Annotated in this window: 19 protein-coding genes, 2 tRNA genes and 1 other RNA gene; 8 read left to right on the forward strand and 14 right to left on the reverse strand. The window is 61.3% G+C overall.

The window, feature by feature from the left end; genetic code table 11:
- The first annotated feature begins 129 nt into the window (after positions 1-129).
- Positions 130-1,149, forward strand: coding sequence for a tetratricopeptide repeat protein (locus BSZ35_RS09900; protein ID WP_105012280.1), 1,020 nt, complete (start codon positions 130-132; stop codon positions 1,147-1,149).
- A gap of 66 nt (positions 1,150-1,215) precedes the next feature.
- Here BSZ35_RS09900 and dnaN read toward each other — a convergent pair whose 3' ends face one another.
- From dnaN to BSZ35_RS09935, 8 genes are all read right to left on the reverse strand, one after another.
- Positions 1,216-2,415 carry a DNA polymerase III subunit beta gene (dnaN, locus tag BSZ35_RS09905; protein WP_258096181.1) on the reverse strand — a complete coding sequence of 400 codons (1,200 nt, stop codon included), beginning with the start codon at positions 2,413-2,415 and terminating at the stop codon, positions 1,216-1,218.
- A gap of 62 nt (positions 2,416-2,477) precedes the next feature.
- Positions 2,478-4,067, reverse strand: a complete 1,590-nt coding sequence (gene dnaA, locus BSZ35_RS09910) for a chromosomal replication initiator protein DnaA (protein WP_105012281.1) — start codon at positions 4,065-4,067, stop codon at positions 2,478-2,480.
- A gap of 749 nt (positions 4,068-4,816) precedes the next feature.
- On the reverse strand, positions 4,817-4,978 hold the full coding sequence (locus BSZ35_RS19525) for a hypothetical protein (protein WP_181149275.1): 162 nt from the start codon (positions 4,976-4,978) through the stop codon (positions 4,817-4,819).
- A 34-nt stretch (positions 4,979-5,012) separates the two neighbouring features.
- Entirely contained in the window at positions 5,013-6,245 is a 1,233-nt protein-coding gene (ribB, locus tag BSZ35_RS09915; protein ID WP_105012282.1) for a 3,4-dihydroxy-2-butanone-4-phosphate synthase, read from the reverse strand.
- A gap of 46 nt (positions 6,246-6,291) precedes the next feature.
- The gene (gene yajC / locus BSZ35_RS09920) at positions 6,292-6,630 is read right to left on the reverse strand and encodes a preprotein translocase subunit YajC (RefSeq protein WP_105012283.1); all 339 of its coding nucleotides are present in this window, start codon (positions 6,628-6,630) and stop codon (positions 6,292-6,294) included.
- A 148-nt stretch (positions 6,631-6,778) separates the two neighbouring features.
- An RNA gene (gene ffs / locus BSZ35_RS09925) (signal recognition particle sRNA small type) lies at positions 6,779-6,878 on the reverse strand.
- Between the two features lie 134 nt (positions 6,879-7,012).
- Positions 7,013-8,599 (reverse strand): Zn-dependent hydrolase, encoded by a 1,587-nt coding sequence (locus tag BSZ35_RS09930; RefSeq protein ID WP_105012284.1) that lies wholly within the window; start codon positions 8,597-8,599, stop codon positions 7,013-7,015.
- 87 nt (positions 8,600-8,686) lie between these two features.
- Entirely contained in the window at positions 8,687-9,415 is a 729-nt protein-coding gene (locus BSZ35_RS09935) for an AraC family transcriptional regulator (RefSeq protein WP_219846622.1), read from the reverse strand.
- A 334-nt stretch (positions 9,416-9,749) separates the two neighbouring features.
- Between BSZ35_RS09935 and BSZ35_RS09940 the strand changes: the two genes are divergently transcribed.
- The 4 genes from BSZ35_RS09940 (at position 9,750) to BSZ35_RS09955 (ending at position 13,878) form a co-directional block, all read left to right on the forward strand.
- A complete protein-coding gene (locus BSZ35_RS09940; RefSeq protein ID WP_105012286.1) occupies positions 9,750-11,285 on the forward strand; it encodes an aldehyde dehydrogenase family protein in 1,536 nt (511 codons plus the stop codon).
- A 194-nt stretch (positions 11,286-11,479) separates the two neighbouring features.
- On the forward strand, positions 11,480-12,508 hold the full coding sequence (gene adhP, locus BSZ35_RS09945) for an alcohol dehydrogenase AdhP (protein WP_105012287.1): 1,029 nt from the start codon (positions 11,480-11,482) through the stop codon (positions 12,506-12,508).
- Positions 12,509-12,771: 263 nt separating this feature from the next.
- Complete coding sequence (locus tag BSZ35_RS09950) at positions 12,772-13,155, forward strand: DUF779 domain-containing protein (protein ID WP_105012288.1); 384 nt, start codon at positions 12,772-12,774, stop codon at positions 13,153-13,155.
- 192 nt (positions 13,156-13,347) lie between these two features.
- On the forward strand, positions 13,348-13,878 hold the full coding sequence (locus BSZ35_RS09955; protein WP_258096182.1) for an Hsp20/alpha crystallin family protein: 531 nt from the start codon (positions 13,348-13,350) through the stop codon (positions 13,876-13,878).
- A gap of 594 nt (positions 13,879-14,472) precedes the next feature.
- On the opposite strand, the gene BSZ35_RS09960 is transcribed toward BSZ35_RS09955, so the two are convergent.
- Positions 14,473-14,880 (reverse strand): CBS domain-containing protein, encoded by a 408-nt coding sequence (locus BSZ35_RS09960; protein ID WP_105012289.1) that lies wholly within the window; start codon positions 14,878-14,880, stop codon positions 14,473-14,475.
- 561 nt (positions 14,881-15,441) lie between these two features.
- Between BSZ35_RS09960 and BSZ35_RS09965 the strand changes: the two genes are divergently transcribed.
- Entirely contained in the window at positions 15,442-15,990 is a 549-nt protein-coding gene (locus BSZ35_RS09965) for a macro domain-containing protein (protein ID WP_105013809.1), read from the forward strand.
- Positions 15,991-16,029: 39 nt separating this feature from the next.
- Here BSZ35_RS09965 and BSZ35_RS09970 read toward each other — a convergent pair whose 3' ends face one another.
- Positions 16,030-16,344 (reverse strand): TfoX/Sxy family protein, encoded by a 315-nt coding sequence (locus BSZ35_RS09970; RefSeq protein ID WP_105012290.1) that lies wholly within the window; start codon positions 16,342-16,344, stop codon positions 16,030-16,032.
- A gap of 129 nt (positions 16,345-16,473) precedes the next feature.
- Between BSZ35_RS09970 and BSZ35_RS09975 the strand changes: the two genes are divergently transcribed.
- Entirely contained in the window at positions 16,474-17,517 is a 1,044-nt protein-coding gene (locus tag BSZ35_RS09975) for a glycosyltransferase family 4 protein (protein WP_105012291.1), read from the forward strand.
- A 31-nt stretch (positions 17,518-17,548) separates the two neighbouring features.
- Here the strand turns inward: BSZ35_RS09975 and BSZ35_RS09980 are convergent, their stop codons facing one another.
- The 4 genes from BSZ35_RS09980 to BSZ35_RS09995 all read right to left on the reverse strand — a co-directional run bounded on the left by BSZ35_RS09980 (position 17,549) and on the right by BSZ35_RS09995 (position 20,582).
- Positions 17,549-19,342: a hypothetical protein gene (locus BSZ35_RS09980; protein ID WP_105012292.1), complete on the reverse strand. Its 1,794-nt coding sequence runs from the start codon at positions 19,340-19,342 to the stop codon at positions 17,549-17,551.
- 209 nt (positions 19,343-19,551) lie between these two features.
- Positions 19,552-19,637 (reverse strand) — tRNA-Leu (locus tag BSZ35_RS09985).
- A gap of 90 nt (positions 19,638-19,727) precedes the next feature.
- Positions 19,728-19,801 (reverse strand) — tRNA-Lys (locus tag BSZ35_RS09990).
- A 334-nt stretch (positions 19,802-20,135) separates the two neighbouring features.
- Positions 20,136-20,582, reverse strand: coding sequence for a hypothetical protein (locus BSZ35_RS09995; protein ID WP_105012293.1), 447 nt, complete (start codon positions 20,580-20,582; stop codon positions 20,136-20,138).
- 429 nt (positions 20,583-21,011) lie between these two features.
- On the opposite strand from BSZ35_RS09995, the gene BSZ35_RS10000 reads away from it, so the two are divergent.
- On the forward strand, positions 21,012-23,798 hold the full coding sequence (locus BSZ35_RS10000) for a hypothetical protein (RefSeq protein WP_105012294.1): 2,787 nt from the start codon (positions 21,012-21,014) through the stop codon (positions 23,796-23,798).
- Positions 23,799-23,833: the final 35 nt, after the last annotated feature.

A 23,833-nucleotide genomic window follows, 5' to 3' on the forward strand; every position in this document is an offset into this window, starting at 1 on the left:
TCTTGAACCGCTCCGAGATGTTTAGGATTGCTTTGAGAATTCCCGACTTTCGCCGGGGCTCCTCTGCATAAACGAGCATGATCTACCGGGACATTTTTCCATCTTTGTTGCCTAGCGCCTCTCCTGCTCATGGATGATGTCAAGGAGCAGATCCTGTCGTATTCAAACCTTTCCATCGAAGAACAGCGTGAAGTGGACGCCTACGTCGAGGACCATCCGGAGTGGGCTCCCCTTCTCCGTGACGTCCGCTCCCTGGAGTCGCTCCGTCGCGAGCGCTCAGAAGCCCCCGACGATGCCTCTCTTCTGTCGACATACGTCGCCGTCCAGCACTTTCACCCCGACACGGTTCCCTCCCACCTACAGGAGGCGTTTCGCCGCCTGGAAGAACGGTTCGATAAGGACCCGGCCCTCCGCGTACGCGCCGACGAACTCCGACAGCAGTTGGAGACGAAAGAAGCTGAGCTCGACCCCGCCTCTCACTTTGAGGAATTGACCGGACATTCCCTCGTCCCCGACGAGTCAGGGAAGGAAAACGCGGCCGAAGCACTCTCGGCTACTGAGCGCGCCTATGACCGGAATACGCCCCCTGCCTCCCGATCGCTTCTCGACCATCTCCTCCAACTTCCCCTCGCCCTACGGCTGGGGGGGGCAGCCGCAGTCCTATTGCTGGGCACCTACGCAGTGCTGTTCGCTGTTAGCATCTCTTCCCAGACGACCCTCAATCGGCTCGCGACGGTGCAGATGAGCGACCAAATGGTGGAGAGCTACTACACCGCAAACACCCGTAGCGCGACGCCAACCTCGGATACGGCTTCTGCCAGCGATTTGTACCTCCGTGCTCTGTCGTCGCTTCGCGACGCACGCACCTCCACCTTTGGGCTGTTCCCGAGTTACAATTCCGACTCGCTTCAGAGGGCTGAGTCGACGCTCACGCAGGTACTGGAGAAAACAGCCCAAGACTCCTTCCTTGCCCTCGAAGCACAATTCTATCTCGGGAAAACATACCTCGCGCAGGGACGCGTACCGGACGCCCGCGCCTGCTTCACGACTGTCGTTGAACTGGAGGGCCGCCGGGCCCAGGAAGCGCAGAACATCTTGGAGACCCTGCGCGAGGAGTATCCGGACCAGACGAACGGCGCCAGCTCGTAACCAAATAGAAAACGGGCGCCAGCCGAGGCCGGCACCCGCACTCCTCTCTAAGATGAGGACTGGACCCTACGCGTAGGTGTTGAGCATCACCGGCATGATGAGCATGAGAATGTCTTCGCCCTCCTCTTGCTCTTGCGGAAGAACAATGCCGGCCCGATTGGGCGAACTCAACTTGAACACGACCTCATCACTGGTCACGTTGCTAAGCACCTCGGTGAGGTACTCGGAGTTGAAGCCAATCTCCATGTCTTCGCTGTCGTAGTCGCAGTGGATCGTCTCCTCCGCCTCGCTGGAGCGCTCCACGTCCTCGGCGGAGATCGTAACGGTGTCACTCGTAATGTCCAGCCGGATCTGGTTCGTCATGCTGGACGAATAGAGCCCCACCCGCTTCACGGCGTTGAGCATGTCCTCACGACTGACCACCAGATCGCGGTCGTTCTCGTCGGGAATCACCGCTTCGTAGTTCGGATACGTCTCGTCGATGAGGCGCGCAAGCACGCGAGCATTCTTGAACGCAAAGCTCACGTGCCCGTCATCGACCCGAATGGTGCATACTTCATCATCCTCCACAATGCGCCCGGCGAGCTTCGTCGCCTTCTCCGGCACGATGAAGTCAACCGAGGCGTCGGTCTGCAACTCCGGGAGGTCGAGCTTGACCAGGCGGTGCCCATCGGTCGCAACCACGCGCGTCTCGTCTTCGCCCATCTGAAAATACACGCCCATCATCGCGGGGCGAAGCGCATCCTGGCTTACGGCAAACGCCGTCTTGTCGATGGCGCGGCCCAGCAATCCGCCCTCCACATTGATCTCGTGCTGCTCGTCAAGATCCGGCAGCTCCGGATAATCCTCACCGTCGTGGCCCACCATCTTGTAGTGCCCCTGATCCGTCTCCATTCGGATCTCAAAGTCACTGTCCGCCGAAAACTCAATCGGCATGTCCGGCAGGGCCCGTAGAGTGTCGAGGAGACGCTGGGCCGGCACCGCAATCGGGGTGTTTTCCGGTGTCCCGTTTTTCTCGAACTGCACGGGCACCGTCTGCACAATGGAGATTTCAAGATCAGTCGCACTCAGCCGCAGAGTATCCCCCTCTCGCTCAAAGAGTACGGATTCCAGAATGGGCATCGTACTCTTCGACGGAACGGCCCGATTGACGGTGTTGAGCGCCTCAAGGAGGTCGGCGCTGGAGGCGGTAAACTTCATGGCGTGGATCGTCGGTCGATGGGCGAGCGTGCGTGAAAAGATACGGTCATGGTTGACGTCGTCCATACGTTCAACGGGCGGGGCAGATCCCCAATAACCCGACGTACCTGGATTTCACTCAGGAATCCTTACCGGGAGCGAAGCTCGATCTTTCGCTCAATCTCCTGGACGGTATTGCGAAACTGCTCGTCGGTTTCCATCTGGTCCTCGACAGTGTTGTTGGCGTGGATGACCGTCGAGTGATCGCGCCCCCCAAAGTGAAGCCCGATGGTCTTGAGGGAGTTCTGTGTAAACTGCTTGCAGAAGTACATCGCAATCTGACGGGCGCGCACCACTTCCCGCTTGCGCGTCTTGCCGCGCACTCGATCTCCGTCGATGTTCATGTACTCACAAACAATCCGCTGGATCTCATCGATCGTGAGGTTGACCTGCTCGTCCTCCATGAGGTCGTGGAGCACGTCCTTCGCGAGGGCAAGGTTGAGCTCGCGCTGATGGAGGGTCGCATGGGCCAGAAGGCGAATGAGCGCCCCTTCCAGCTCGCGGATGTTGCTCTTGATATTGTGCGCGATAAACTCGATCACGTCCTGCTCAAGGTCGATGCCGTCGTCCTCGGCCTTCCGCTGAAGGATCGCGATGCGCGTTTCGAGGCCGGGCGGCTGCACGTCGGCCGACAGTCCCCACTGAAAGCGGGAAAGCAATCGCTCCTCAATGCCGTCAATCTCTCGGGGCGGCCGATCGGCCGAAAGCACAATCTGCTTGCCGGCTTGGTGAAGGGCGTTGAAGATGTGAAAGAACTCTTCCTGCGTCTTTTCCTTGCCGCTGAAGAACTGTACGTCGTCGACAATGAGAACGTCGACCTGCCGGTAGAGCATCGAGAACTCGCTGATGCGATTTTGCTGGATCGACTGCACAAACTCCGTCGTGAACCGCTCGCTCGACACGTAGAGCACGGTCTTGGCAGGGGTGTGTGCAGTCACGTAGTTCCCGACGGCCTGGATGAGGTGGGTTTTGCCAAGCCCAACGCCACCGTACACCAAGTACGGGTTGAAACTGGTGCCGCCCGGCTCCTGCGCAATGGCCCAGGCGGCACTTCGGGCCAGCTGGTTGCAGTCCCCCTCAATGAAGCGCTCGAAGGTGTAGCTCTCGTTGAGCTGGCTGTCGACCTCTTTCTCCTGAATTCCCGGAATTGCAAACGGGTTCTGTACCGGCGGTTCGCTGGGCTCCTCCTGAGATGCCTCCTCCGAGGCGTTGCCGGACGGAGGAGACGGCGAATCGGCGTCGGCGGAGGGGTCTGGAGATGAGACCGACGACGCTCGACCCGAGGAAGACGACGCACTCGTCTGTGAGTCGGGGGACGCCTCCCGCGGCGATGGGGACGATGACGCATCCTCGTCTGCCTGCCGAGCGGGCAACTGCATCGAAGTCCCCTGCCCCGAACCGTCGGGTTTGTCCTGTTCAATGACAATGTCGTAGAAGAGGCGCCCATTCTTCCCCAGCACCTTCGTGACGGTTTTTCGGAGAAGCGAGAAGTAGTGCTCCTCCAACCACTCGTAGTAGAACCGACTCGGGAGCTGGACTGTCAGTTTCTGGAGGCCGTCCTCCTCCTCAAGCGAGTGGGCCTCCAGGGGCTCGAACCACGTCTTGAAGCTCTGCTGGGTCACGTTGTCCCGAATGATTCCGAGACACTCCTCCCAAACGCGGTCGGCAGACTGATCCATATCCAAGAAAAGGAAACCGCCGAACGAGCCAATGAGCACTCGCGGCGGGGTGTCGAAAAGCAACGCGGGGAATGTAACCAGCCTGCACGCCCCCTCCCCCACCAGCGCCAGGAGACCATCGTACTCGAAGAAGCCGTGAGCCCGACCCAACGTCCCATCCGGAGGCAGGACGACACCGCTATAGCTGCGGCAAAGAACGATGAGAACGATCCCAACGCCCGCTACAGGAAAGGGAAAAAGATCCCGGCAAACGGAACGAGGCCGGAGGCTTATCCACATGCCACACCGGCCGCCCGAGGAATTGTAACCACGCTTCCTCGGCGCCCCGAAACTTTCAACAAGTTATCAACAGGTTTTCAACAACCCAATAACCCCTTCCATGCCACGGGGTTACGGGAAATTTTTGCTCCTCAAGCCCTATCGGCAGTCCGTGACCGTTCCGTGTCCGCCCGTAAGACGTCGCGGGGCGGCCAGTTATTCACAGATTGCCAACAGGCCGCGTACGGAGGCATTCTCGTCGATCCGATCTCCGTGTGTGGAGACGTGCATAGCTGAGGATTCCAGGCCGTCCGGTGCGGGAGACTCCTTCTCTCTCCCGCTCAGAATGGTGCGGCGCCCGGTGTCCATAGGGATACAGCACGATAATCATTACCCCCGGCAACGTCAAGGTGAACTGCCGGGAAGCGGGAGGGATATATGTTCAGTCTTTGTGCCCCTCCAGATTCCGGACGTACTCCCCTTGCGGGGACCTACTCGTCAATCGTCGCGAGACGATACACGCAGAAGGCGACGATGATTAAAGGCCAAAGCGCCGAGACCCAATCTCCCGCCATAAAACGAACCCCAGACAGGTAGGTGGCAAAAATGGCGAGCCCCGCATAGATGAGTTTAAAAACCTGGTTTCGGTCCATGGCTGCACATACAGAAGAGAAGTCATCGATTCCGTTACGCTCCCGGCTTCAGAAGCTCCATGAGAAGCGGCGTGAGCCGGTCCGCCGCAAGCTGTGTCAGTTGCTCGGATGCCTCTTCCGGCAGTTCGATCGGCGTTTGCTCGACGAGGTCCAGTCCGTAGCCGGCCAGTCCAATGCGCTTGCGGGGGTTGTTGGTGAGCAGGCGCAGACGGCGGATCCCGAGGTCACGGAGGATCTGACAGCCAATGCCGTAGTCACGATGGTCCATGTTGAGTGACGCGTCGGCCGGATCCGTCTCGTCCTGCGACTGCTGCCGCTCCATGCGGCGGAGCTTCGACAAAAGGCTTTCGTTGTGATCGCGCTGCATCATATAGAGCACAGCCCCCTGCCCTTCGTGCTCAATTCGCAGCAGCGTCTCGGCCAGTTGCTCACTGTACTCCTCCCGGCGAGCCGCCAACACATCACCGAGCACGTTCTGCGAGTGCACACGCACAAGAACAGGTTCCGTCTCGTCCCACTCCCCCTTGAGCAACGCAAGGTGCACGTCTCCCGTCAGCGTCTCCTGGTAGGCCACGACCCGAAACACCCCAAACGCCGTGTCGAGCGTTACCTCTGCCTCACGGGAGACGAGGCGCTCGTTCTGCATCCGGTACGCAATCAGGTCCTGAATCGTAATCAGCGGCACGCCCAACTCGTCGGCCAGGGGACGGAGCTCCGGCACGCGGGCCATACTACCGTCCTCGTTCATGATCTCAACGAGCGCGCCCGCCGGCTCAAACCCCGCGAGGCGTGCGAGATCGACCGCCGCCTCTGTGTGGCCGGCCCGGCGCAGCACGCCCCCACTGCGGGCACGGAGGGGAAACACGTGACCCGGCCGCCCAAAGTCGTACGGCGACGCGTCCGGATCGGCCAGGGCCTGAATGGTTGTTGCCCGGTCGTCGGCCGAGATGCCGGTACTCGTGCCCTCCTTGTAGTCCACCGACACGGTGAAGGGGGTGTTATAGACCGCCGAGTTCGACTCCACCATCAAGTCGAGGTCGAGGGTATCGGCACGCTCCGGCGTGATGGCCGTGCAGAGAAGCCCACGCCCCCGCTTCGTCATAAAGTTGACGAGCTCCGGGGTCATCGCCTCTGCCGCCCCGATGAAATCCCCCTCATTTTCGCGATCCTCATCGTCGACCACGATGACGAGCCGCCCCTCTCGCACGGCAGCAATCGCATCTTCGATCGGGTCGAACGTGGCGTCTACAGAGCGGGCGTTGCTCATGGGTCAGTATGAAGGATCATCGAGCGGACGGGAGAGGAGAGACACACTACTCATCGTCGTCCTCACCGCTGCTGGCAATGGCCTGCTTGTCGATGCGTAGCTTCGTGCCTTTACTATCCACCTGCGCGAGTACGCTGTCCTCGTCGATGCGTTGGATGGTGCCGTGAATGCCCCCGATGGTCACGACCTTGTCTCCCTGCTCCAGGTTGGCCACCATCTCCTCGTGCTCCTGTTCGCGATCCTTCTGCGGCTTATAGATAAAGAAGTAAAAGACAAGCCCAATGAGCAGGAGAGGAAAGAGCAGTCCCATAATTCCCCCCGAGCCTCCACCGGACGAGGTCATGAGCACGACGGGCGCGAACGCAGGAAGAAACACAGAGAGCATGAACGGAAAGATTCTCAATTCGATAAGCCACTGGACGACACGGGGCAGAAGAATGCCACGCAATTTCGGCGGATATACGCAGGGCACGACGCCCCGTTCGGGCCGGTGGCGACGAATCCCGGCCGAGACTCGGGAAAACCAAAAGAAAAAAGGGCAAGCGACCCGCAGCGCGCCGCTGCGACCTCCTACCGCTGCTGCCTTCCGGCCCTGACGGGGTTCAGAGGGAGCTGGCCGTGCGGGACTTGCCCTATTCGGTGCGAGGCAGTGCCTCGCGCAATTTTGGACTGTACTAAACCGAACCAATTTTTCGGAGGTTCCCCGAGAAGACGCCCATTTCGGTTTTTGCTCCGCCTTCACGCCACTGAGGGTAAGAGCCCGACAATCAGCGTCCTCCCGATCCACGGCCCGCCAGCACAGACGATCCCTGCTCGAACGTGAGGGCTGCGGGTTGATCGGAGAGTCGGGCAAGCACAGTGCGGAGCTCAGGGGGCACGGAATTGTGGGACTTCAGAAATGCCGACACTTCGTCCCGGTTGGCCGATTGGAGCCCCAGCAGGCGACGGGTGAGGGTGGGAAGGGCCTCGCGCATCCTCTCCGGGGCCACGGCGTAGGTCCCGGTCGCCTCCTCGTACGTAATGGCCCCGCGTTCCCGAAGGACATTGAACTGGATCAAGGCGGCGCGGCCCCGCACGCTGCTGGTGTCACAGCGGAGGGTGTGGAGGAGCGTAGCAAGCGTCGTCGCGTACGCCTCCATCGGCCCCTCGTCGCCCGCGCCGCCAGCAAGCACCGCCAGTGAGCGGCCCAGCGCGTCCACCGCTCCGACGGCCAGCGCAGAATCGGAGTCCCCATCAGGGCGCGTGGTTCGGGCCACCTCTTGGAACGTCGTCTGTGCAAACAGCGCTTCGGCCGTCACGTGCGACCGCTGCTCCACTGCGATTGCCGCGTCGGCCAGCGGCCGCAGGATTGAGTCGGCCCGGGCCTGCACAAGGTTCAAAAAGAGAATGCGGCGTTCCTCTGCACCAGGTGTGTCCCCGAGCCGAGCGAGGGTCAGCGGCTTCGGCCCGGCATTTGCTGCTCCGGCCGCGTACAGCACGTCGTACACTCCGAGGGACGGAATCGGATCAGGCAGCCTCGCTTCGCCCCCTCCCGGGAGTGACAGTTTGTTCCAAAGCGCCGGAACCTGTCCCACGAGCGCGTCCACACGCTCCTGTGCGTCCGAAGTGTGATGAAGGACAAGGGCCGCCGCCGAGGTCTTCACCCCAAGCAGGCGATCCTCTCCCGCCTCCACCGGACCTATGACAATGTCGAGGGCGGTGGGCGCCCCCGGCGGCTCCGTCGCGTAATTGCCGCTCGTCAGCGCCTCGGCGCGCCGCTCTAAAAACGTCCGAAGGACCACCGACTCGGCGAGACGGGCTGCATCGCGCAGCTGGAACGCCGCCGTCGCCATCGGTTCGGCAAAGAAGCGGTGATACGGCAGCGCCGTGAGTGAGCCGTCGGGCAACCGCCGGACCATCGTGTATGGGTCGTCGATGCCTTCGGTGGAGGCCCCGACCTGCTCGAGTTCCTCCCGTGTCACGCTCGCAGGGTAGAAGTTGGCCCCGGGCGGCCGCGGTCCCACTCCGTCTACAAAGGGGTCAAAGTTGCTCAGTCGGCTCCACGGGCCGTAGTTGATTTCCACCAGACGCCGCCGCTGGGGAGGGCCGATCGTCTGGAGAAGCGAGTCTCGATTGCCGTACGCCTGCTCCCAGAAGATCACGTCCATCGACTGAGCCGCTTCGATCAGGTGCTGGGCTATTTCTGCCTGCGGACCGGAGAGAGACCGAAGATCGATGTCGAGAGAGACGGTTGCATACGTCTGGAGAAGCGCGTCGGGGGACGACTGTGCATCAGAGGGAGTCTCGGGGGAAGGCGGGGACTGACAACCAGTCCAGAACAGAATAAAAAGCAGGAGGAGAGACGAACGAGACATGCACGACAAGACAGAAATGAGACAAACGGCATCTCCTGGTATTCTCGGGACGGGGCGCAGGTTCTACGTGGCGTCTCTCGTGCGCAGTCAATCGTCTTCCAGGGAATCACGCTCCCGAGAGGAGTCCTTGCCTGATGTACGAAGCGATCGCTGGTACGCCTGCGGGGTGCGTCCCACCCGACGCCGAAAGAGGTCGATAAAGTGGCTGACGCTGCTGAAGCCGAGATCCAGACTCACGTCGGTGACCGTGCGGCCCGACTCGCGAAGCAGAGCCTTGGCATGTTCAATTCGCATGCGAGTAATGTACTGCAGGGGCGTGACCCCAAAGGTCGTCCGGAAATGCCGATAAAACGTCGAACGGCTCATACACGCCTGCTCGGCCAACTCGTCGACAGAAAACGGGCGGTGGAGATGGCGTCGCACGTGCCGAACAGCGGCGGCCAAGCCCGGCGGATTGAACGTAGGTTCATTTGCCTGAAGCAGCAGCGGCCGAGCGGTGGTCTGGAGGAGGTGAAGAAGAAGCTGCGTGACGTTGAGATCCAGAAGGTCGTCTCGGCGCGGATGCTCGTGCCCCGAAAGCAACGTGAGCGTCTGAAGACTCGCCTGCAGCAATGGGGAATTTTCGATGTGAGCGTGAGTCGCACCGATCGAGTCATCGCTCTCTGGATCTCCATCGGCTGACAGTTGGCGCGCAAGGTATCCCCCCACCTCCGCACCGACCGCCAACCCAAGCACAGTGAACGAGGACGCGGGACGAATCAGAGAAAATGCGTGTCCGGAACGCACGACGAGGGAGACCCCCGGATGAATCGTCAACGGTGACTGATGCTCCAATTTGATGCCGACTTTTCCTTTCACGACGCCCCAGTAGAGTAGCGAATCGTGCCTCCCCTTGAGCCTGCGAAAGAGACGGGCGGATGAGTAAACCGACAACGAGCAGGCCCGTCGACGGGGGACCGGGAGACACTCGTCATAGACACATTGGACGAGGGGCATAACGGACGCATAGAGGAAAGAAAATCGACTGACGACGGCGGATTGACACGATCCCGATATCGTCTCGGACGAATTCGGGAGCACAAATTGGAAGCGCTTCGATACCTTCGACTCTCCCTATTCGTCAAAGTTCTCACCTCTTCAATCCAATGCCATGATTTACGATCGCCCCATCCTCCAGGACACCTACGACAACTACATCGGCGGCACGTTCGTCGGTCCCGTCAATGGCGAGTATTTCGACAATCCGTCCCCCATCGACGGCGAAAATTACTGCCGTGTGGCCCGGTCGAACCACAAGGACGTGGAGGCGGCCCTCGACGCCGCGCACGAGGCCTCGGCAGCGTGGGGCCAGACATCGGCCACTGAACGCGCAAACATCCTCAACAAGATTGCCGACATTACTGAGGAAAATCTGGAGTTCCTGGCCCTCGTCGACACCATCGACAACGGCAAGCCCATCCGCGAAACGCTAAACGCCGACCTGCCGCTCGTGGTGGACCACTTCCGCTACTTTGCGGGCGTCATTCGGGCCGATGAGGGGTCCCTGTCGGAACTCGACCGGGACACGGTGGCCATGCACGTGCACGAGCCGCTCGGCGTGGTCGGACAGATCATTCCGTGGAATTTCCCGCTTCTGATGGCAGCCTGGAAAATTGCCCCGGCGCTGGCGGCGGGCAACTGCACCGTCGTGAAGCCTGCCGAGCAGACGCCCGTCTCCATCATCGAGTGGATGAAGCTGGTTCACGAGGCCGACCTTCTGCCGGCCGGTGTGCTCAACATCGTACAGGGCTTCGGTCCGGAGGCCGGAAAGCCACTGGCCAAAAGCGATCGTATTGCGAAGGTGGCCTTCACCGGCGAAACCACGACCGGTCGCCTTGTAATGCAGTACGCCTCGGAGAACCTGACGCGGGTGACGATGGAGTTGGGCGGCAAGAGCCCGAACGTCTTCTTTGAGAGCGTGATGGACGCGGACGACGAGTACTGGGACAAGACGCTGGAGGGCGCAGCCATGTTTGCCCTCAACCAGGGCGAGGTGTGCACCTGTCCATCTCGCATTCTGGTGCAAGAGTCGATCGCGGAGGAATTTACCGAGGCCGTCGTCGACCGGGTGAAGCAGATCCGCGTCGGAAATCCCCTCGACACCGAGACGCAGGTCGGCGCGCAGGCGTCCAACGACCAGTACGAGAAGATCAAAAACTACTTTGAGGTCGGCCGGCAAGAGGGTGCCGAGGTGCTCGTGGGCGGCAAAGTGGCGAAGGCAAAGGGCATGCCGGTACCGGCAGGCGGCGACGGTGAGCCCGCAAACAAGGGATACTATATCGAGCCCACCATCTTCCGCGGCCACAACCAGATGCGGGTCTTCCAGGAAGAGATCTTTGGGCCAGTCACGAGCCTCACAACGTTCAAGGACGAGGACGAGGCCATTGAGATCTCAAACGACACGCTCTACGGCCTCGGGGCCGGGGTCTGGACGCGCGATGCACACCAGCTCTATCGCGTGCCCCGCGCCATCAAGGCGGGCCGCGTGTGGGTGAACTGCTACCACCTGTACCCGGCACATGCTGCCTTTGGGGGCTACAAGAAGAGCGGATTCGGTCGCGAGAATCACAAGATGATGCTCGACCACTACCGCCAGACAAAGAACATGCTCGTCAGCTACGACAAGGAGCCGATGGGCTTTTTCTAACCTCCTCTGCCGGGCATCGGGGCGCGCGCCCCCGCCCTTCTTCGACGGAATGGAGGACAGGCTGGCCGGGCCGCCTGTCCTCCTTCTATTTCGCCCTGAATGCGGCGGCGCCCGTGGTCCTCGCCTCATCGCATCGAGCCTTGCTCAGAGACCCATCCTGTACATTTATTCCCTACCTGCCCCTCTAGAATACCATGAAAGCTGCTGTCGTTCACGAATTCGGGACTCCCCTCTCTATCGAAGACATGGACACGCCTACCCCCGGCCCGAACGAGATCCTGGTCGACGTGCAGGCCAGCGGCGTGTGCCACACCGACCTTCACGCCGCCGAGGGCGACTGGCCGGTCAAACCCAAGCTCCCCCTCATCCCGGGCCACGAAGGCGTCGGCTACGTGGCGGGCGTAGGGCGCAACGTGACCCACGTGAAGGAGGGCGACGCGGTGGGCGTGCCCTGGCTTTACAGCGCCTGCGGCATCTGCGAGCACTGCCGCGGCGGCTGGGAAACGCTCTGCCTCAAACAGGAAAACGCCGGCTACAGCGTCGACGGCGGGTACGCCGACTACGTCATTGCCGACCCGGACTACGTGGGCGTGCTGCCGGACAATCCGGACTTCACGGCGCTCGCGCCCATCCTCTGTGCCGGCGTCACGACCTACAAGGGCCTCAAAATGACGGACGTGCGCCCCGGCCAGTGGGTGCTCATCTCCGGCGTCGGCGGACTCGGGCACCTGGCCGTCCAGTACGCCCGGGCGATGGGCATGCAGGTGGCCGCTGTCGACATCGCCGACGAGAAGTTGGAGTTGGCTGAAGATCTTGGCGCCGCGTTCACGGTCAACGCAAGCAAACAGGATCCAGGCACGGCCGTCAATGATGCAATTGGGGGCGTGCACGGAGCGCTCGTCACCGCCGTCTCGACGGCAGCCTTCCGCCAGGCCCTCGACACCCTGCGGCGCGGCGGCACCCTCGTCCTCAACGGCCTCCCACCCGGCGACTTCCCGCTGCCCATCTTCGACACGGTGCTCAACGGCATCACCATTCGCGGCTCCATCGTGGGCACGCGAAATGACCTGCAAGAATCCATCGACTTCGCGGCGGACGGGCAGGTAACAGCCCACGTCGAGTCGGTTGAACCCCTGGAGAACATCAATGACATCTTCGACCGGATGCGGGCGGGCACCATTGCCGGCCGCGTCGTCCTGGACCTGACCAACGGCGCGGTGTAGCCTCCGTACTCCTTTTTCCTAATACGACTGGTGCTATTGAAATAGTCTCCCTTCATTAGGTGACAGCACCTTCGTCGCCCTGAGCTTGACTCCGGCAATCTGGATTACCGAACCTATCCGATGAGCGGGAAGCCCTCTCCCCAATCATTTGGATGGGCCTGGACATCCGAGACGACCAGGAGCGACGATGGTGTTTTTCTGGCGGTGAAACGCTATTCCATATGGACCCAATAACACCACCTATCCTAATATCTGTGACTCCCATGCCTTCTTCTACCGAACGGGTCCGCGCAACGGAAGACGCTCGAGCCGTAATCGATCAGTTACGCGAGCGCTACGGCCCACTCATGTTTCATCAAAGCGGGGGGTGCTGCGACGGCTCCTCACCGATGTGCTTTGAGGACGGCGACTTTCGCCTGGGCGACAGCGATGTCTACCTGGGCGACATTCACGGCTGCCCGTTCTACATGGCCCGCGACCAGTTCGAGTATTGGAAGCACATGCAGCTCACGATCGACGTGAAAGACGGTCGCGGGACAAGCTTCTCTTTGGAAATTCCGCTCGGCCTCCGCTTCGTCGTCCAGTCTCGGCTGTTTACCGACACCGAGCTGGAAAACCTGGCCCCCACACGCCCGGTCACGAGTTGAGGGCGAGAGACCGGCTCAGTCACTTCGTCAAGTCCTCGCTGTCAGAACTACAGTTTTCTCTGTCGCGGCGACAGAGAAGACCTGTCGGGATTGCGGACTGCACTCTCCAACCCTGTGGGTGGCACACAGTTTGATAGATTCGGTGGGTGGAAATGACGTTGACAGAAATGCGAACATCGCTGAGCATTATCGATGCTGAGCATTATCGATGCTCAGCCCCGACCTGACTTGCCGACGACCCACGTACACAACCTGTTGAACAAATCGCACGAGGTGATCACGATGACTCAGATGACCCGTCGCTCCCCGAACCGCACGCTTCGCACCCTGCAGCGCGAGGTCGACAGCCTGTTCGACCGTTTCTTTGACCGCTCCGGCGACGACCAGGGCACTTCGGCGGTGTGGTCGCCGCGAACGGACCTGGTGGAGAAGGATGACGCCTTCCACCTCCGCCTGGACGTGCCGGGCATGAGCAAAGAGGACATCAGCATCAACCTCCAGAACGGCACGCTCACCGTGAGCGGCGAGCGCACCAGCGAACGGACGGAGGAGGATGAAGAGTACGTCCGCGTTGAGCGGGCCTTCGGCACCTTCCACCGGACGTTCCGTCTGCCGGACGCGGTGGACGAAGACAACATCGAGGCCGCCTACGAGGACGGCGTGCTGACGATTCACGTACCGAAGACAGAGGAGAACACGCGCCGTCAGATCGAAATCCAGTAACGGATTCTTCCACGACATAACGGGCGGCCTCGGTCGCGCCCCTACAGGCTTGTGAGTGGGTGCGGCTCAGCCTCCCCAGTCGGGAGCCTCACCTCCCGACTGGGCTTTCCTTATGGGCTGCCCCCCATTCTTAGAATGCGCCTATGAAGTTGCCTTGAGCCAAATTTTGGCTACATAGTCGCCCTGAACTTGACTCAGAGCCTACCCAATGGATGGTGAGGCCTCACAAGTCTCTTCGATAGGCTTTGGTAATCTAGACTTGCCTTGATCAAATTTGGACATCTGAGATGTCCAGGAGCGACGAAAGTGCTGGTGAATAAGACTTCATAGACAGACTCTTAGAGACTGGTATGTTGATTTTTGACCGTTCTGCGATTGGGAGGTCTGGTTAGCGATAGTGTTCTCCACCACTGTCCAGAAAATGGACCAATGGACGAAACTGAACGACCCACAATCGACATGGTCTGCTAGAGGCGCCATCGTGTGAACTCCAAACAGTCTAATATGTCCGATGACATTTGTAAATAGCTCCGAGGACGCTCGGAGCCGGCAGGGATCGGGCCGAATCGTCAGGCGCCCGTTCCTCACGAAGGCTTACGTCTCGTTCGTGTAGTGCTCCAGCAGATCCTTCGTGGTCACGATGCCGACCAGCACATTGTCCTTCACCACCGGCAGCGACGAGATGTTGTTGTCGAGCAGTGTTTGCGAGGCGTCCTCAATCGTGGTGTCGGGCCCAACGGTGATCGGGTCCGTGCGCATCACCTCCGAGGCCGGCTGGGTGAGCGTCTTCACATCCCGATGCTCTTCGCTGAAGGTGTCGAGGAACGGACTCAACGCTCGCAGCACGTCGCGGTCCGAGATCACCCCACAGAGCGTATCATCCGCCTCCGCCACCAGCAAGTGGCGAAACCCACGGTCGTGGAGTAGACTTCGAATTTCCATGAGGGCCGTGTCCGGCGAAACGGTCACGACGTCGCGGCTCATGATGGCGTCGACGGTCATAGGTCGGGAAACAGTTCAAAGAGGAAAAAGCGAAGCGAAACCAGTCCGAAGAGACTGTGTTGATTTTCGGTCGTCTGGAACATCGGAGAGAGGAAGCGCGGCCCTCGACGATCTGCAGGCGGTAGGATCGCTTGCCCCTCCGTCGTGTCACACCAAAACAGAAGCCCAACAGGCAATAGTCGCTAGGCGACGTGTGTCTAACCGGCCATCGAAAGAAGCTACGAGAGCAATACTGAGGGTAATTTGATTGGGTCCGATCCTTCGGGCCCCACCACCGGGACAAAAGCCGATGCGCCGATCGGGATCAACAAGTTGACCGCAGCGGTGTTCGACGTGCGAAGCCGACGGAGGCACTTGGGGCTCTTCAAGGCACGTCCCATTCCGTTTGTGCCGCACCGAGACCGTTCCTCTACCGAGGAAGAGGCGCAGGAACGGAAAAGACGTATCTCCACGAACGTCGGATATTTGCAAAACATAACGAACGAGCGAGATTACATCCACGCCCAGACGCGTGCGATCTGCATTCCGCCTCACTCTTTTCATCGTTCTTCAACTGCAGTCATGACCCACACGGAAGCCGGCGTTTCCCTTGAGTTGATCCAGGGCAACATCGTAAAGCAGGACGACGTGGAGGCGATCGTCAATGCGGCCAACGCCCAACTGCGAACGGGCGGAGGGGTGGCGGGTGCCATTCATAGCGCAGCCGGCCCCGAACTCACGAAGGAGACGCAGCCCCTGGCCCCCATCCAACCCGGCGAGGCCGTCACGACGGGGGCGCACGCCCTTCCCAACGAACACGTCATCCACGTCCTCGGCCCCGTCTACGGACGCGACGAGCCCTCCGATGAACTCCTCCGCACCGGCTACGAGAATGCCCTACGGGAAGCGGAGACGCACGAGATTCAATCAATCGCATTCCCCGCCCTCTCGACCGGCGCGTTCGGGTACCCCATGGATGAGGCTGCTCGTATCGCCCTGCAGACGATGCTCGACTGGGCCCCGCGTCTCAATTCCGTAGCGTTGATCCGCTTCGTGCTCTTCAGCAACAGTGACCTGGAGATCCACGAGCAGGCCCTCTCGGCCCTACTGGAGGAGACCGACGCGGCGTGACGCTCCCCTCTCTCGACGTGCCTCCACAGTCCGGGCTCGCTAGTCGGCAGCATCAATGGCCCGGTGCACCCACGCCGCCAGCATGTCTGAATCCTCGAGAACGTCGTCCGGAACCTCTAAGTATGCTGCCTGCTGAACGGAGGCCGCGCTGTAGGGACTCGTCTCCGCCTCGGCGAAACTAGCGCGACTGTCGTCATCGACACACAGATAGAGATCCTCGTCGTCGAGAATCCCAAACTGCTGATCGTCTGAAAATACCCCGATCGTTCCAAACATCATGCGCGCCTCAACGTCGTCTAGGATGTTGCCAAGACGATCAATGAGGGCCTTCTGAGACGTGGAAAGGAAGGACATGGCACCGAAGCTGATCCCAAAGGAGCGTTTGTCCGTTCGTGCGCAAGAAGTAGACCGTCGGGCCGAAATTCAGGCTTAATAGGAAATGAGTGGAAATTAGCAGATTGATGTTCCCCATTGTCCTGCCCCATGCACGTCACGCTCCTGGTTCCGACTATTCACGATCGCCCTACCGGTGGCAATATTTACAACCGTCGGATTATTACGGAATTTTCGGATGAGGCCGCCACTGTAATCGAGTGGTCGGGGCGTGCGTCCTCCCCGTCCCTGCACGACGATCCGGTGCTGCTTGTCGATAGCCTCCTCCTTTGCCACGACGCTTCTCTTCGATCCCTACGCGACGCACATCCCCGCGCCTCCTTCATTCTGCTCGCCCACTACCTGCACTGCATCGACCCCAACGAGCAGTCCACCGACGCAGCCGAGCGAGAGCGCGCCCTCCTCCCCCTTTTCCACGGCGCCGTCACGACGAGCACGTTCGCCCGGCAGGCACTGATGGACGAAGGGATGCCGAGAGCACAGGTACACGCCGTGCCACCGGGCCTCGACGAGGCGTACCGGGCCCCGTCCCCTGATCGGGACCATAGCTCCTCCGCCAATCTGCTCACCGTCGCCAACCTCCTCCCCGGCAAAGGCCTGCTCGATTTCGTCGACGTGTTGGGGGCGCTCGACGACGCGGACTGGCACTGGACCCTGGTGGGCGACGACACGCTCGACCCTGACTTTGCCGCTGCGCTCCGCCCCCGGATCCGCGACGCCGGAATTGCCGACCGCGTCACGATAACGGGCCCCCTCCCGCCGTCGGAGCTCCGCGTGCAGTACGACCATGCCGACGTGTTCGTCCTGCCCTCCCGCTTCGAAACGTGTAGCATGGCCACCCGCGAGGCCATGGCCCGCGGCCTTCCGGTGGTGGGCTACGCCGTGGGCGGGATGCCTGACAATTTTGGGGATGTGCAGGCGGGCCGGCTCGTCTCCCCCGACGAGCCGGGCGGGTTGGCCGAGGCCCTGCGGCCGCTCCTTGCAAATCCGGCGATGCGAGTGCGCATGGGACAGGCCGCCCGCACCCGCAGCCAGTCGTTTCCCACGTGGGCGGAGGCAGGAGCACAGTTCCACTCGGCCCTCCAGGCGATGCGAACGCCCGAGAAGGGGACGGACGAAAACGGCCGCTCGTAAAACGGTCCGCCCCCATCGTCGGGGGAACCCGCTACCGCACCAGCAGAGACGGCGAGACGCCCCTCGGGCGGTCCGGCGGCAGCCCCGTAGAGTCGGCCTCCGCCCCAGCGCTCTGCGCGGCGAGGAGACGAACGAGAAAGGAGTAGAGCCCCTCCTGCCGTAGCGTCGGGCTTGCGTCGGTGAGCGTCAGGCCCTCGGTGAGCCCCTGCCGTCGAACGTACTCGACGAGCGTCGAGTCGGTGCTGAGGATGTGGAGCGGCACCGTTGAGGTTTGGGTGTTAAGCAGCGGGGGCTGGTGATCGCCTAGGAGGAGCACGAGGCTCCCCTCGGGGGCCTTGTCCGTCAGATAGTCGCGAATCACCCCCAGGTCGTAGGCGATGTGCTGGAGATAGCGCCGGGGCATCGGCTGGTCATAGATGCGCGGCGCCGTGATCGAGTCCGGCAGAAACGGCGTGGGGGCAGCCCCCTGCTTCTTGAGCTGCTGCTTTTGCTCGTACGTCGATCCCTTCACCGTATTGAACAACTGCCAGTCCGGAAGCACCGGGGCCAGCCCGTAGTTCCAGAGGGCGTGCGAGCTCACCGTCTCAAAGAACAGGAAATAGGGTTCTCCCGACGGCGCCAGCTGCGTGTGGTGCGCAAAATTCAGGCTGTACTGGTCGGGGGCGTCGGCAAGACCAAACGGCGGCCCGTCGTAGTTGAGATCGTCCCGGTAGAGCGTGATGTCGAAGTCGTAGAGGTTGCGCACCGGGAGGCCAGGCCGCTCGAAGGTGAAGGGCTGGAGGGCCACCGTCCGGTACCCCTGCCGGTCGAGGAAACGGACGAGGTGCGGCACCCCGTCGGGATTCCCTTGAAATCGATTAAAGACAAGCTGTCGATCCACGCGCACGCCGGTAAGAAGAGAGGCAATGGCAAGCCAGGACCGTCCCCCCCGCACCGGGGCGTCGAGCCGAGCGGAGGCCGCGTGCCAACCCGCCGTCTGCAGAACAGATTCCGTGCGGCGGAGGACCCGTCGGTACGGCCCGCGCAACTCGGGATGGCGATCGAGCACGGTCCCGTAAGATTCGACCGCAAAGAGATAAATGGACGGACGCTGGTCGAGCGTGAGCGCGTCGTAGGCGAAGTACGCAGAGTCAACCGGGGCGGTGCCGAGCGAATCGAGCATGGCATCAAGCCGGAGGGAGGCTCGCGCATTGGCCCACGCCTTCGTGGCGATGGTCCGGTAGCGCACCTGCTCGCTCGTGGTCTGGTACGTGAGGTTCGGAGTGCCCCACTGCTGCGCGGGGGCCACGACCATCACGAGCGGCCACGCCCCCAGGTGAACAGCCACCACGGCCATTCGGCAGGCGGCGTGCCGCCCCGCCCGTGTCACCATGCCCACACAGCGATGCATCATCCAGACGAGCCCCCCACCCCCCACGAGAATCAGGACCATTCCTGCAAGTGCCCTCCCCACGCCGAGATCGAACGCGAAGTACGTCAGGTTGTCGGCAAACTGGAGGTCCTCGTACAGGATGCCGCTTCGCTGAAAGGCCGTGTAGACCGCCGCGTCGTACGTTGTGTAGACGACCAAAAGGAGAACGCCGATCGTCGTCCCCACTCGGACCGGACGCTCAAATCGGGTGCCTCTCGCGTACACGAGTCCTGTTACGAGCACGAGCACCTCGATGCACAACGGGAAGTACGGACTCAGCGGCAGGGGAGAAACGAGCGCCGGAAGGAAGGGAAGAAGATTGAGCACGAGCGCCCCGCCGGCGAAGCGAAGAGTATCGGCCTGCACAGCCGTATCGGACGAGAACCAACGGAACGAGGATTCGGACACAGTCATCCGACGCAAGGAATCAGACTCAGGTGCTCAAGAGAGCAGAACGCCGCCCGCATGAACGCACCACGTAGCGGATTAGCATTGCAGACATCCCTGTACCGGATCGGCGCCCGCGTGCTCCGTGTCCATGTGCCGGTCTTGTTTCATCTCGTGGCCCCACAAACAAAAAAACCCTGACCCGCCAGAACCGACGGACCAGGGACCACTTTCAGTGCCCGAGAGAGGACTCGAACCTCCACGGCCTGTAACGGCCACATGGCCCTCAACCATGCGCGTCTACCAATTCCGCCACTCGGGCAGGGCACTGTCGAAATGCGAATTTCGAATGCCGAATGAGCGAGGGTTGTTTCACCATTCGAAATTCGCCACTCGCCATTCGCAATTGCTGTGACCCCAGATGGATTCGAACCATCGACTCACGGATTAAAAGTCCGTTGCTCTGCCAGGCTGAGCTATGGGGCCAAATATGAAAATAGAGCACTCCTGTGTATGCCGCCGCCCGGCATCTGTTCGCCCGGCCGGGGGGCACAGTCTTGAATCGTGTGTGAGTCTAGTGGTCAGTCAGGCTGAGACTGTTGGGGGCCGAGTTGAACACGCTGTGTTGAATACGGCATTCTGCGGCCTGAATACAGTCTACTGGCCATCGTCCTACCCGACATGAAAAACGTGACGCCCCACTCGCGGCCTAAGTGACTTCAATCATGGAGCTAGAATTTGCTTTGCTGAAAATCGGCTCCAAGAGCCACTGCGAGCCGTTTTTCTGGACACCAATCCCCAAGTTCTCGACTGAAGTTGCTTAAGACCGGACCTGCTCCCACAACGTGGGCATGTCGTAGCGCAGAACGAGCACCCCCTCCAGCAGCGTTCTATCGTAGTTGATGAAGCCATGGGCCGTGTACACCTCCGGTGGCGTGCAGTCGACCAGCAGTTTCATCTCCCGGTCCTGTTGACGGTAATCCGTCGTGAGGAGAAGGCCGACGAGGCCCATCGTCCCACTCCCCAAAAAGACATCAACCGCCTCTCCGTCTGTGCTCGTCGTTCCGGGGACGAACCCGTAGTCCAGCGGATAGACAATCGACGGATACTCCGGATGTGCTTCCTGGGCCGGCCGATCAATGGTGACGCCCTGCTCCGCAATCACCCGTGCCCACGAATCCCATGAAAAATGGGACGCCACAGTCGCCCGCAGGGCCTGCAAGTGAAGGGGCGGTACGGCTTCGGCCGGTACAGAAACGCCGGACATTGGTTACATCGGAAATCATTGTAGAAAACGAACGAATGAGGCCGCCCGCGCCGTGCGCCTGAGTAAAAACGAAACGCACGTTCAAAATACCCGAAGAACGCCTCAAGCAGTGACCTGCATTCGGAGCGACGACGCCCCTGCACAACCTTAGAACGACTTGAAAGCGGCAATCATTCTCATGCGAAAAACCACGTACCGAATGCTTAGATCCGATGAAGTGAAGCGATATTCGGTACGTAGATACTCGTGGATTTTTCCCTATACTGGACGGCGGCTGGCGAACCGGTCCCCAGAGCTCATGTCGCCTGTCTGCTCGGGCTCTGCATCTGAAGGACGGCGCGGAGCAGTTCTTGTACCCTCCTGTCTTCCCGCTGCGACGTGCCTCCCACCCGGCACGCGCAGCTCCCCATTGATTGGTGCCCGCCGCTCATGTTTGTGCGTTCTCATACCCGTTGGCTCGGCTTCGTCCCCCTCCTGCTCCTGTCGAGTGTGCTGGGCGGATGCGACGTGCCAACCAGCGCCCCTTCCATTTCGACGGACACCTCGGTGGATGCCCCCCTCGTGGCCGAGAAGACATTTTCGTTTCTCGGCGGCCCCACGAGCACTCACGACCCGCTGATTGACACGACGCGGGCCGGCGTCCGTTCGCTGTTCGCCGTACACGGCTCCGGAAAAACCGTATTCGTTGAACAAGAGGTCCAGGACATCGGGCGTGGAACGCTGAACGGCACGCTGGACAAAGCCGCTCGGGGCGTACAGATCGACACCTCTTTCGCCGGCCCCATCGCGCAAGAAAACGCCATTGCCACGCAGGCCGTGCACGCGTCCTATGAACGTACCACCGGCACGTTTGAAAGTCCCGGCCGAACCGACGCCACGCCGGTACCAGCTTCCCCAGGCGCATCCGACGTCACGCTCCCCTTTCCTGTAAACGAGATTGTCGTCCCTCCAACGACGGCGGTGGTGGATGCGGCAGGAGCGACGGTCGAGCGCGTAACCCTTACCGAAGGAAACGAACTTACGTTCACCCTCGCCAACAATCGGCAAACGACGACCCCACTTACCAATGGGAATCCCGGCACGGCTCCGGAGATTGCCATTCGGACGGAAAACGGCCCCAACCCGCTTTCGCCCACCCCCATCGGTACGTCGCCCCTTCCCCCCGGAAAGACGCGGTCGATTACGGTGGACGTGTCGGGCGTGCAACTGGGCCGGAACTCGACGATCGTCCTTCGGATCGCAGGCTCCGGACAGGATGACAAACTCACGACGGACTCTCGTCCCGGCCTCCGCTCCCATACCGTCACGCTGAGCGATCCAGGCGACATCCGGGTGCAGGCCTCCGCCACCGGCCTCCAGACTCCGGGCCGTACGGCGTCACGGTTTGCAGGCCTGCACGTTGAACACGGTGCCCTCAACGTCCACGTGGAAAATGACCTTGGCTTCCCTCTTTCCATCGACCGGCTCAGCATCAAGAACAACACGGAGGCCCTCGGCCTGTTGCCGCACGATTTTCCCCCTCTCGACCGTTCGGTGGCCGACAATTCGCCCCTGCACGTCCAGCCGGGAGGGGCGGCCGTGCGCTCGGTTGAGCTCGGCGGAACGGGCGTGGCACGGCAAGTGGACGTCACCCTGACCGGCCGACCGGCACAGTCGAACGGCACGGTGACGCTGCACGCCCGTGGCGGACTGAAAACCGTTGCGGAAGGGAGCGGGGCCATCTCAAAAATGCATTTCTGGCCAGCCGGGGAACAGCTACACACGAGCGGGACCATTCCATTGTCGCCGGACCACATGTCGTTTGATCAAGAAGGGGACTTCGTCGAAATCGGCGCGAGCACGGTTCGATTGCAAAAGCTCACGAATGAGCTCGGGGTGGCCTTTGACTCATTCACACTCAGCTATCCCGGAATTCGGCTGCCGGACGCGAACAACGACGACCGACGATATGCGGCTGGCGATTCGCTGTCAATTTCGCTCGTAGACGACCCAAGCGGCCCGTATGAATTTGCAGCGCTTCGCCAGTCGGACGCCCGAGATTTCGAGGTGTCGATTCCATCGCTCCGCTTCCTGCCGACGAACAACGCGCTCCGGTTTCACCTGAACGGGACGATGGAAACGGTGCCCAACACCACGAAAGAGCACCTCCGCGTCCTTCGGGTTGAGGAGGAAATCCGTGCCGACCTTTCGATCGACCAGTTCGAGGTCAAGGCCCTGCGAGGAACGGTCCCTCCATTTTCGGTCGACATAACACCGGACGCCGATGGTGACGGCCGACTGGACGTCGCCGACGAGGCGGAGGTGCGAGAAACGTCCATCCAACAACTGCAGAACATTGCCCAGCATGTCGATGGACTCCAGTTTCAGGGCGGCGCGCTCACCCTCTCCGTGGAGACTGATCTCGGAGCAAAGACCCGGTTCTACGGGGCCCTCATGGGACAAACGTCGGACGGCCCGGCGTTTCTCGCGGGCAAAGGGCCGCAACGCGTGCCGAGTTCGGACCCGATGGGACAACACTTTGAACGAAACGGACGGCCCCTGGGACCGGACCGCCTCATTCAGTTCAACGTGGAGGGCGGACCGCCCAACCAATCCGTCACTCGGAGCGTGACGCTCACGGACGAAAACTCCACCCTCGACCGCTTCCTCAATCAGCTGCCGACTCGTCTCCGACTTGCGGGGAAAAGCCGCATCAATGGGGGACGCCTTCACCTACGGAAGCCCGTTCAGTTCGACGTTGGGCTCGGGTTCAGGATTCCACTGTCATTTAAGGATCGATTTTCGTACGAGGACACGCTCGACGTTGACCTTGCAGGCCTTGAGGCCTTCACCGACCCGAATAAACGGGTGACCATCTCCTCCGCCGACCTTCGGATTGATTATACCAATACGATTCCCCTGGACGTCGAGGCCACCGTGCACGTCGTCGGAGAGAACGGCCGCTCCTTGGTCTCGCTTCCGTCGAGCAAGGAGGCCGCAACCCTGAAGGCTGCGCCGAAAACGAACGACGGAGCTGCGGCCTCCCCTCAGAATGAGACGCTCACCCTCGACCTCGACCCGGACGCGGTGCGCTCCCTTGCCCGTGGGCGTGCCCTCCGCCTCCAGTTGACGATGATCCCTCAAGACACCGGACCCACGGCCCGCATCCGATCAGACGATACCATTCGACTCTCGATCGGCACCGACATCGACGCTTCCGTTCAGACCAGCCCCTGACGCCTGGACGTCGCCTTCCCCTCCCCCTCCACACT

Source organism: Salinibacter sp. 10B (assembly GCF_002954405.1).
Taxonomy (GTDB): domain Bacteria; phylum Bacteroidota; class Rhodothermia; order Rhodothermales; family Salinibacteraceae; genus Salinibacter.

Coding starts and splice junctions, on each gene's coding strand:
- BSZ35_RS09900 (WP_105012280.1), top strand. CDS start 130: ATGGATGATGTCAAGGAGCAGATCCTGTCGTATTCAAACCTTTCCATC.
- dnaN (WP_258096181.1), bottom strand. CDS start 2,415: ATGGACGACGTCAACCATGACCGTATCTTTTCACGCACGCTCGCCCAT.
- dnaA (WP_105012281.1), bottom strand. CDS start 4,067: ATGGATCAGTCTGCCGACCGCGTTTGGGAGGAGTGTCTCGGAATCATT.
- BSZ35_RS19525 (WP_181149275.1), bottom strand. CDS start 4,978: ATGGACCGAAACCAGGTTTTTAAACTCATCTATGCGGGGCTCGCCATT.
- ribB (WP_105012282.1), bottom strand. CDS start 6,245: ATGAGCAACGCCCGCTCTGTAGACGCCACGTTCGACCCGATCGAAGAT.
- yajC (WP_105012283.1), bottom strand. CDS start 6,630: ATGCTCTCTGTGTTTCTTCCTGCGTTCGCGCCCGTCGTGCTCATGACC.
- BSZ35_RS09930 (WP_105012284.1), bottom strand. CDS start 8,599: ATGTCTCGTTCGTCTCTCCTCCTGCTTTTTATTCTGTTCTGGACTGGT.
- BSZ35_RS09940 (WP_105012286.1), top strand. CDS start 9,750: ATGATTTACGATCGCCCCATCCTCCAGGACACCTACGACAACTACATC.
- adhP (WP_105012287.1), top strand. CDS start 11,480: ATGAAAGCTGCTGTCGTTCACGAATTCGGGACTCCCCTCTCTATCGAA.
- BSZ35_RS09950 (WP_105012288.1), top strand. CDS start 12,772: ATGCCTTCTTCTACCGAACGGGTCCGCGCAACGGAAGACGCTCGAGCC.
- BSZ35_RS09955 (WP_258096182.1), top strand. CDS start 13,348: ATGCTGAGCATTATCGATGCTCAGCCCCGACCTGACTTGCCGACGACC.
- BSZ35_RS09960 (WP_105012289.1), bottom strand. CDS start 14,880: ATGACCGTCGACGCCATCATGAGCCGCGACGTCGTGACCGTTTCGCCG.
- BSZ35_RS09965 (WP_105013809.1), top strand. CDS start 15,442: ATGACCCACACGGAAGCCGGCGTTTCCCTTGAGTTGATCCAGGGCAAC.
- BSZ35_RS09970 (WP_105012290.1), bottom strand. CDS start 16,344: ATGTCCTTCCTTTCCACGTCTCAGAAGGCCCTCATTGATCGTCTTGGC.
- BSZ35_RS09975 (WP_105012291.1), top strand. CDS start 16,474: ATGCACGTCACGCTCCTGGTTCCGACTATTCACGATCGCCCTACCGGT.
- BSZ35_RS09980 (WP_105012292.1), bottom strand. CDS start 19,342: ATGACTGTGTCCGAATCCTCGTTCCGTTGGTTCTCGTCCGATACGGCT.
- BSZ35_RS09995 (WP_105012293.1), bottom strand. CDS start 20,582: ATGTCCGGCGTTTCTGTACCGGCCGAAGCCGTACCGCCCCTTCACTTG.
- BSZ35_RS10000 (WP_105012294.1), top strand. CDS start 21,012: ATGTTTGTGCGTTCTCATACCCGTTGGCTCGGCTTCGTCCCCCTCCTG.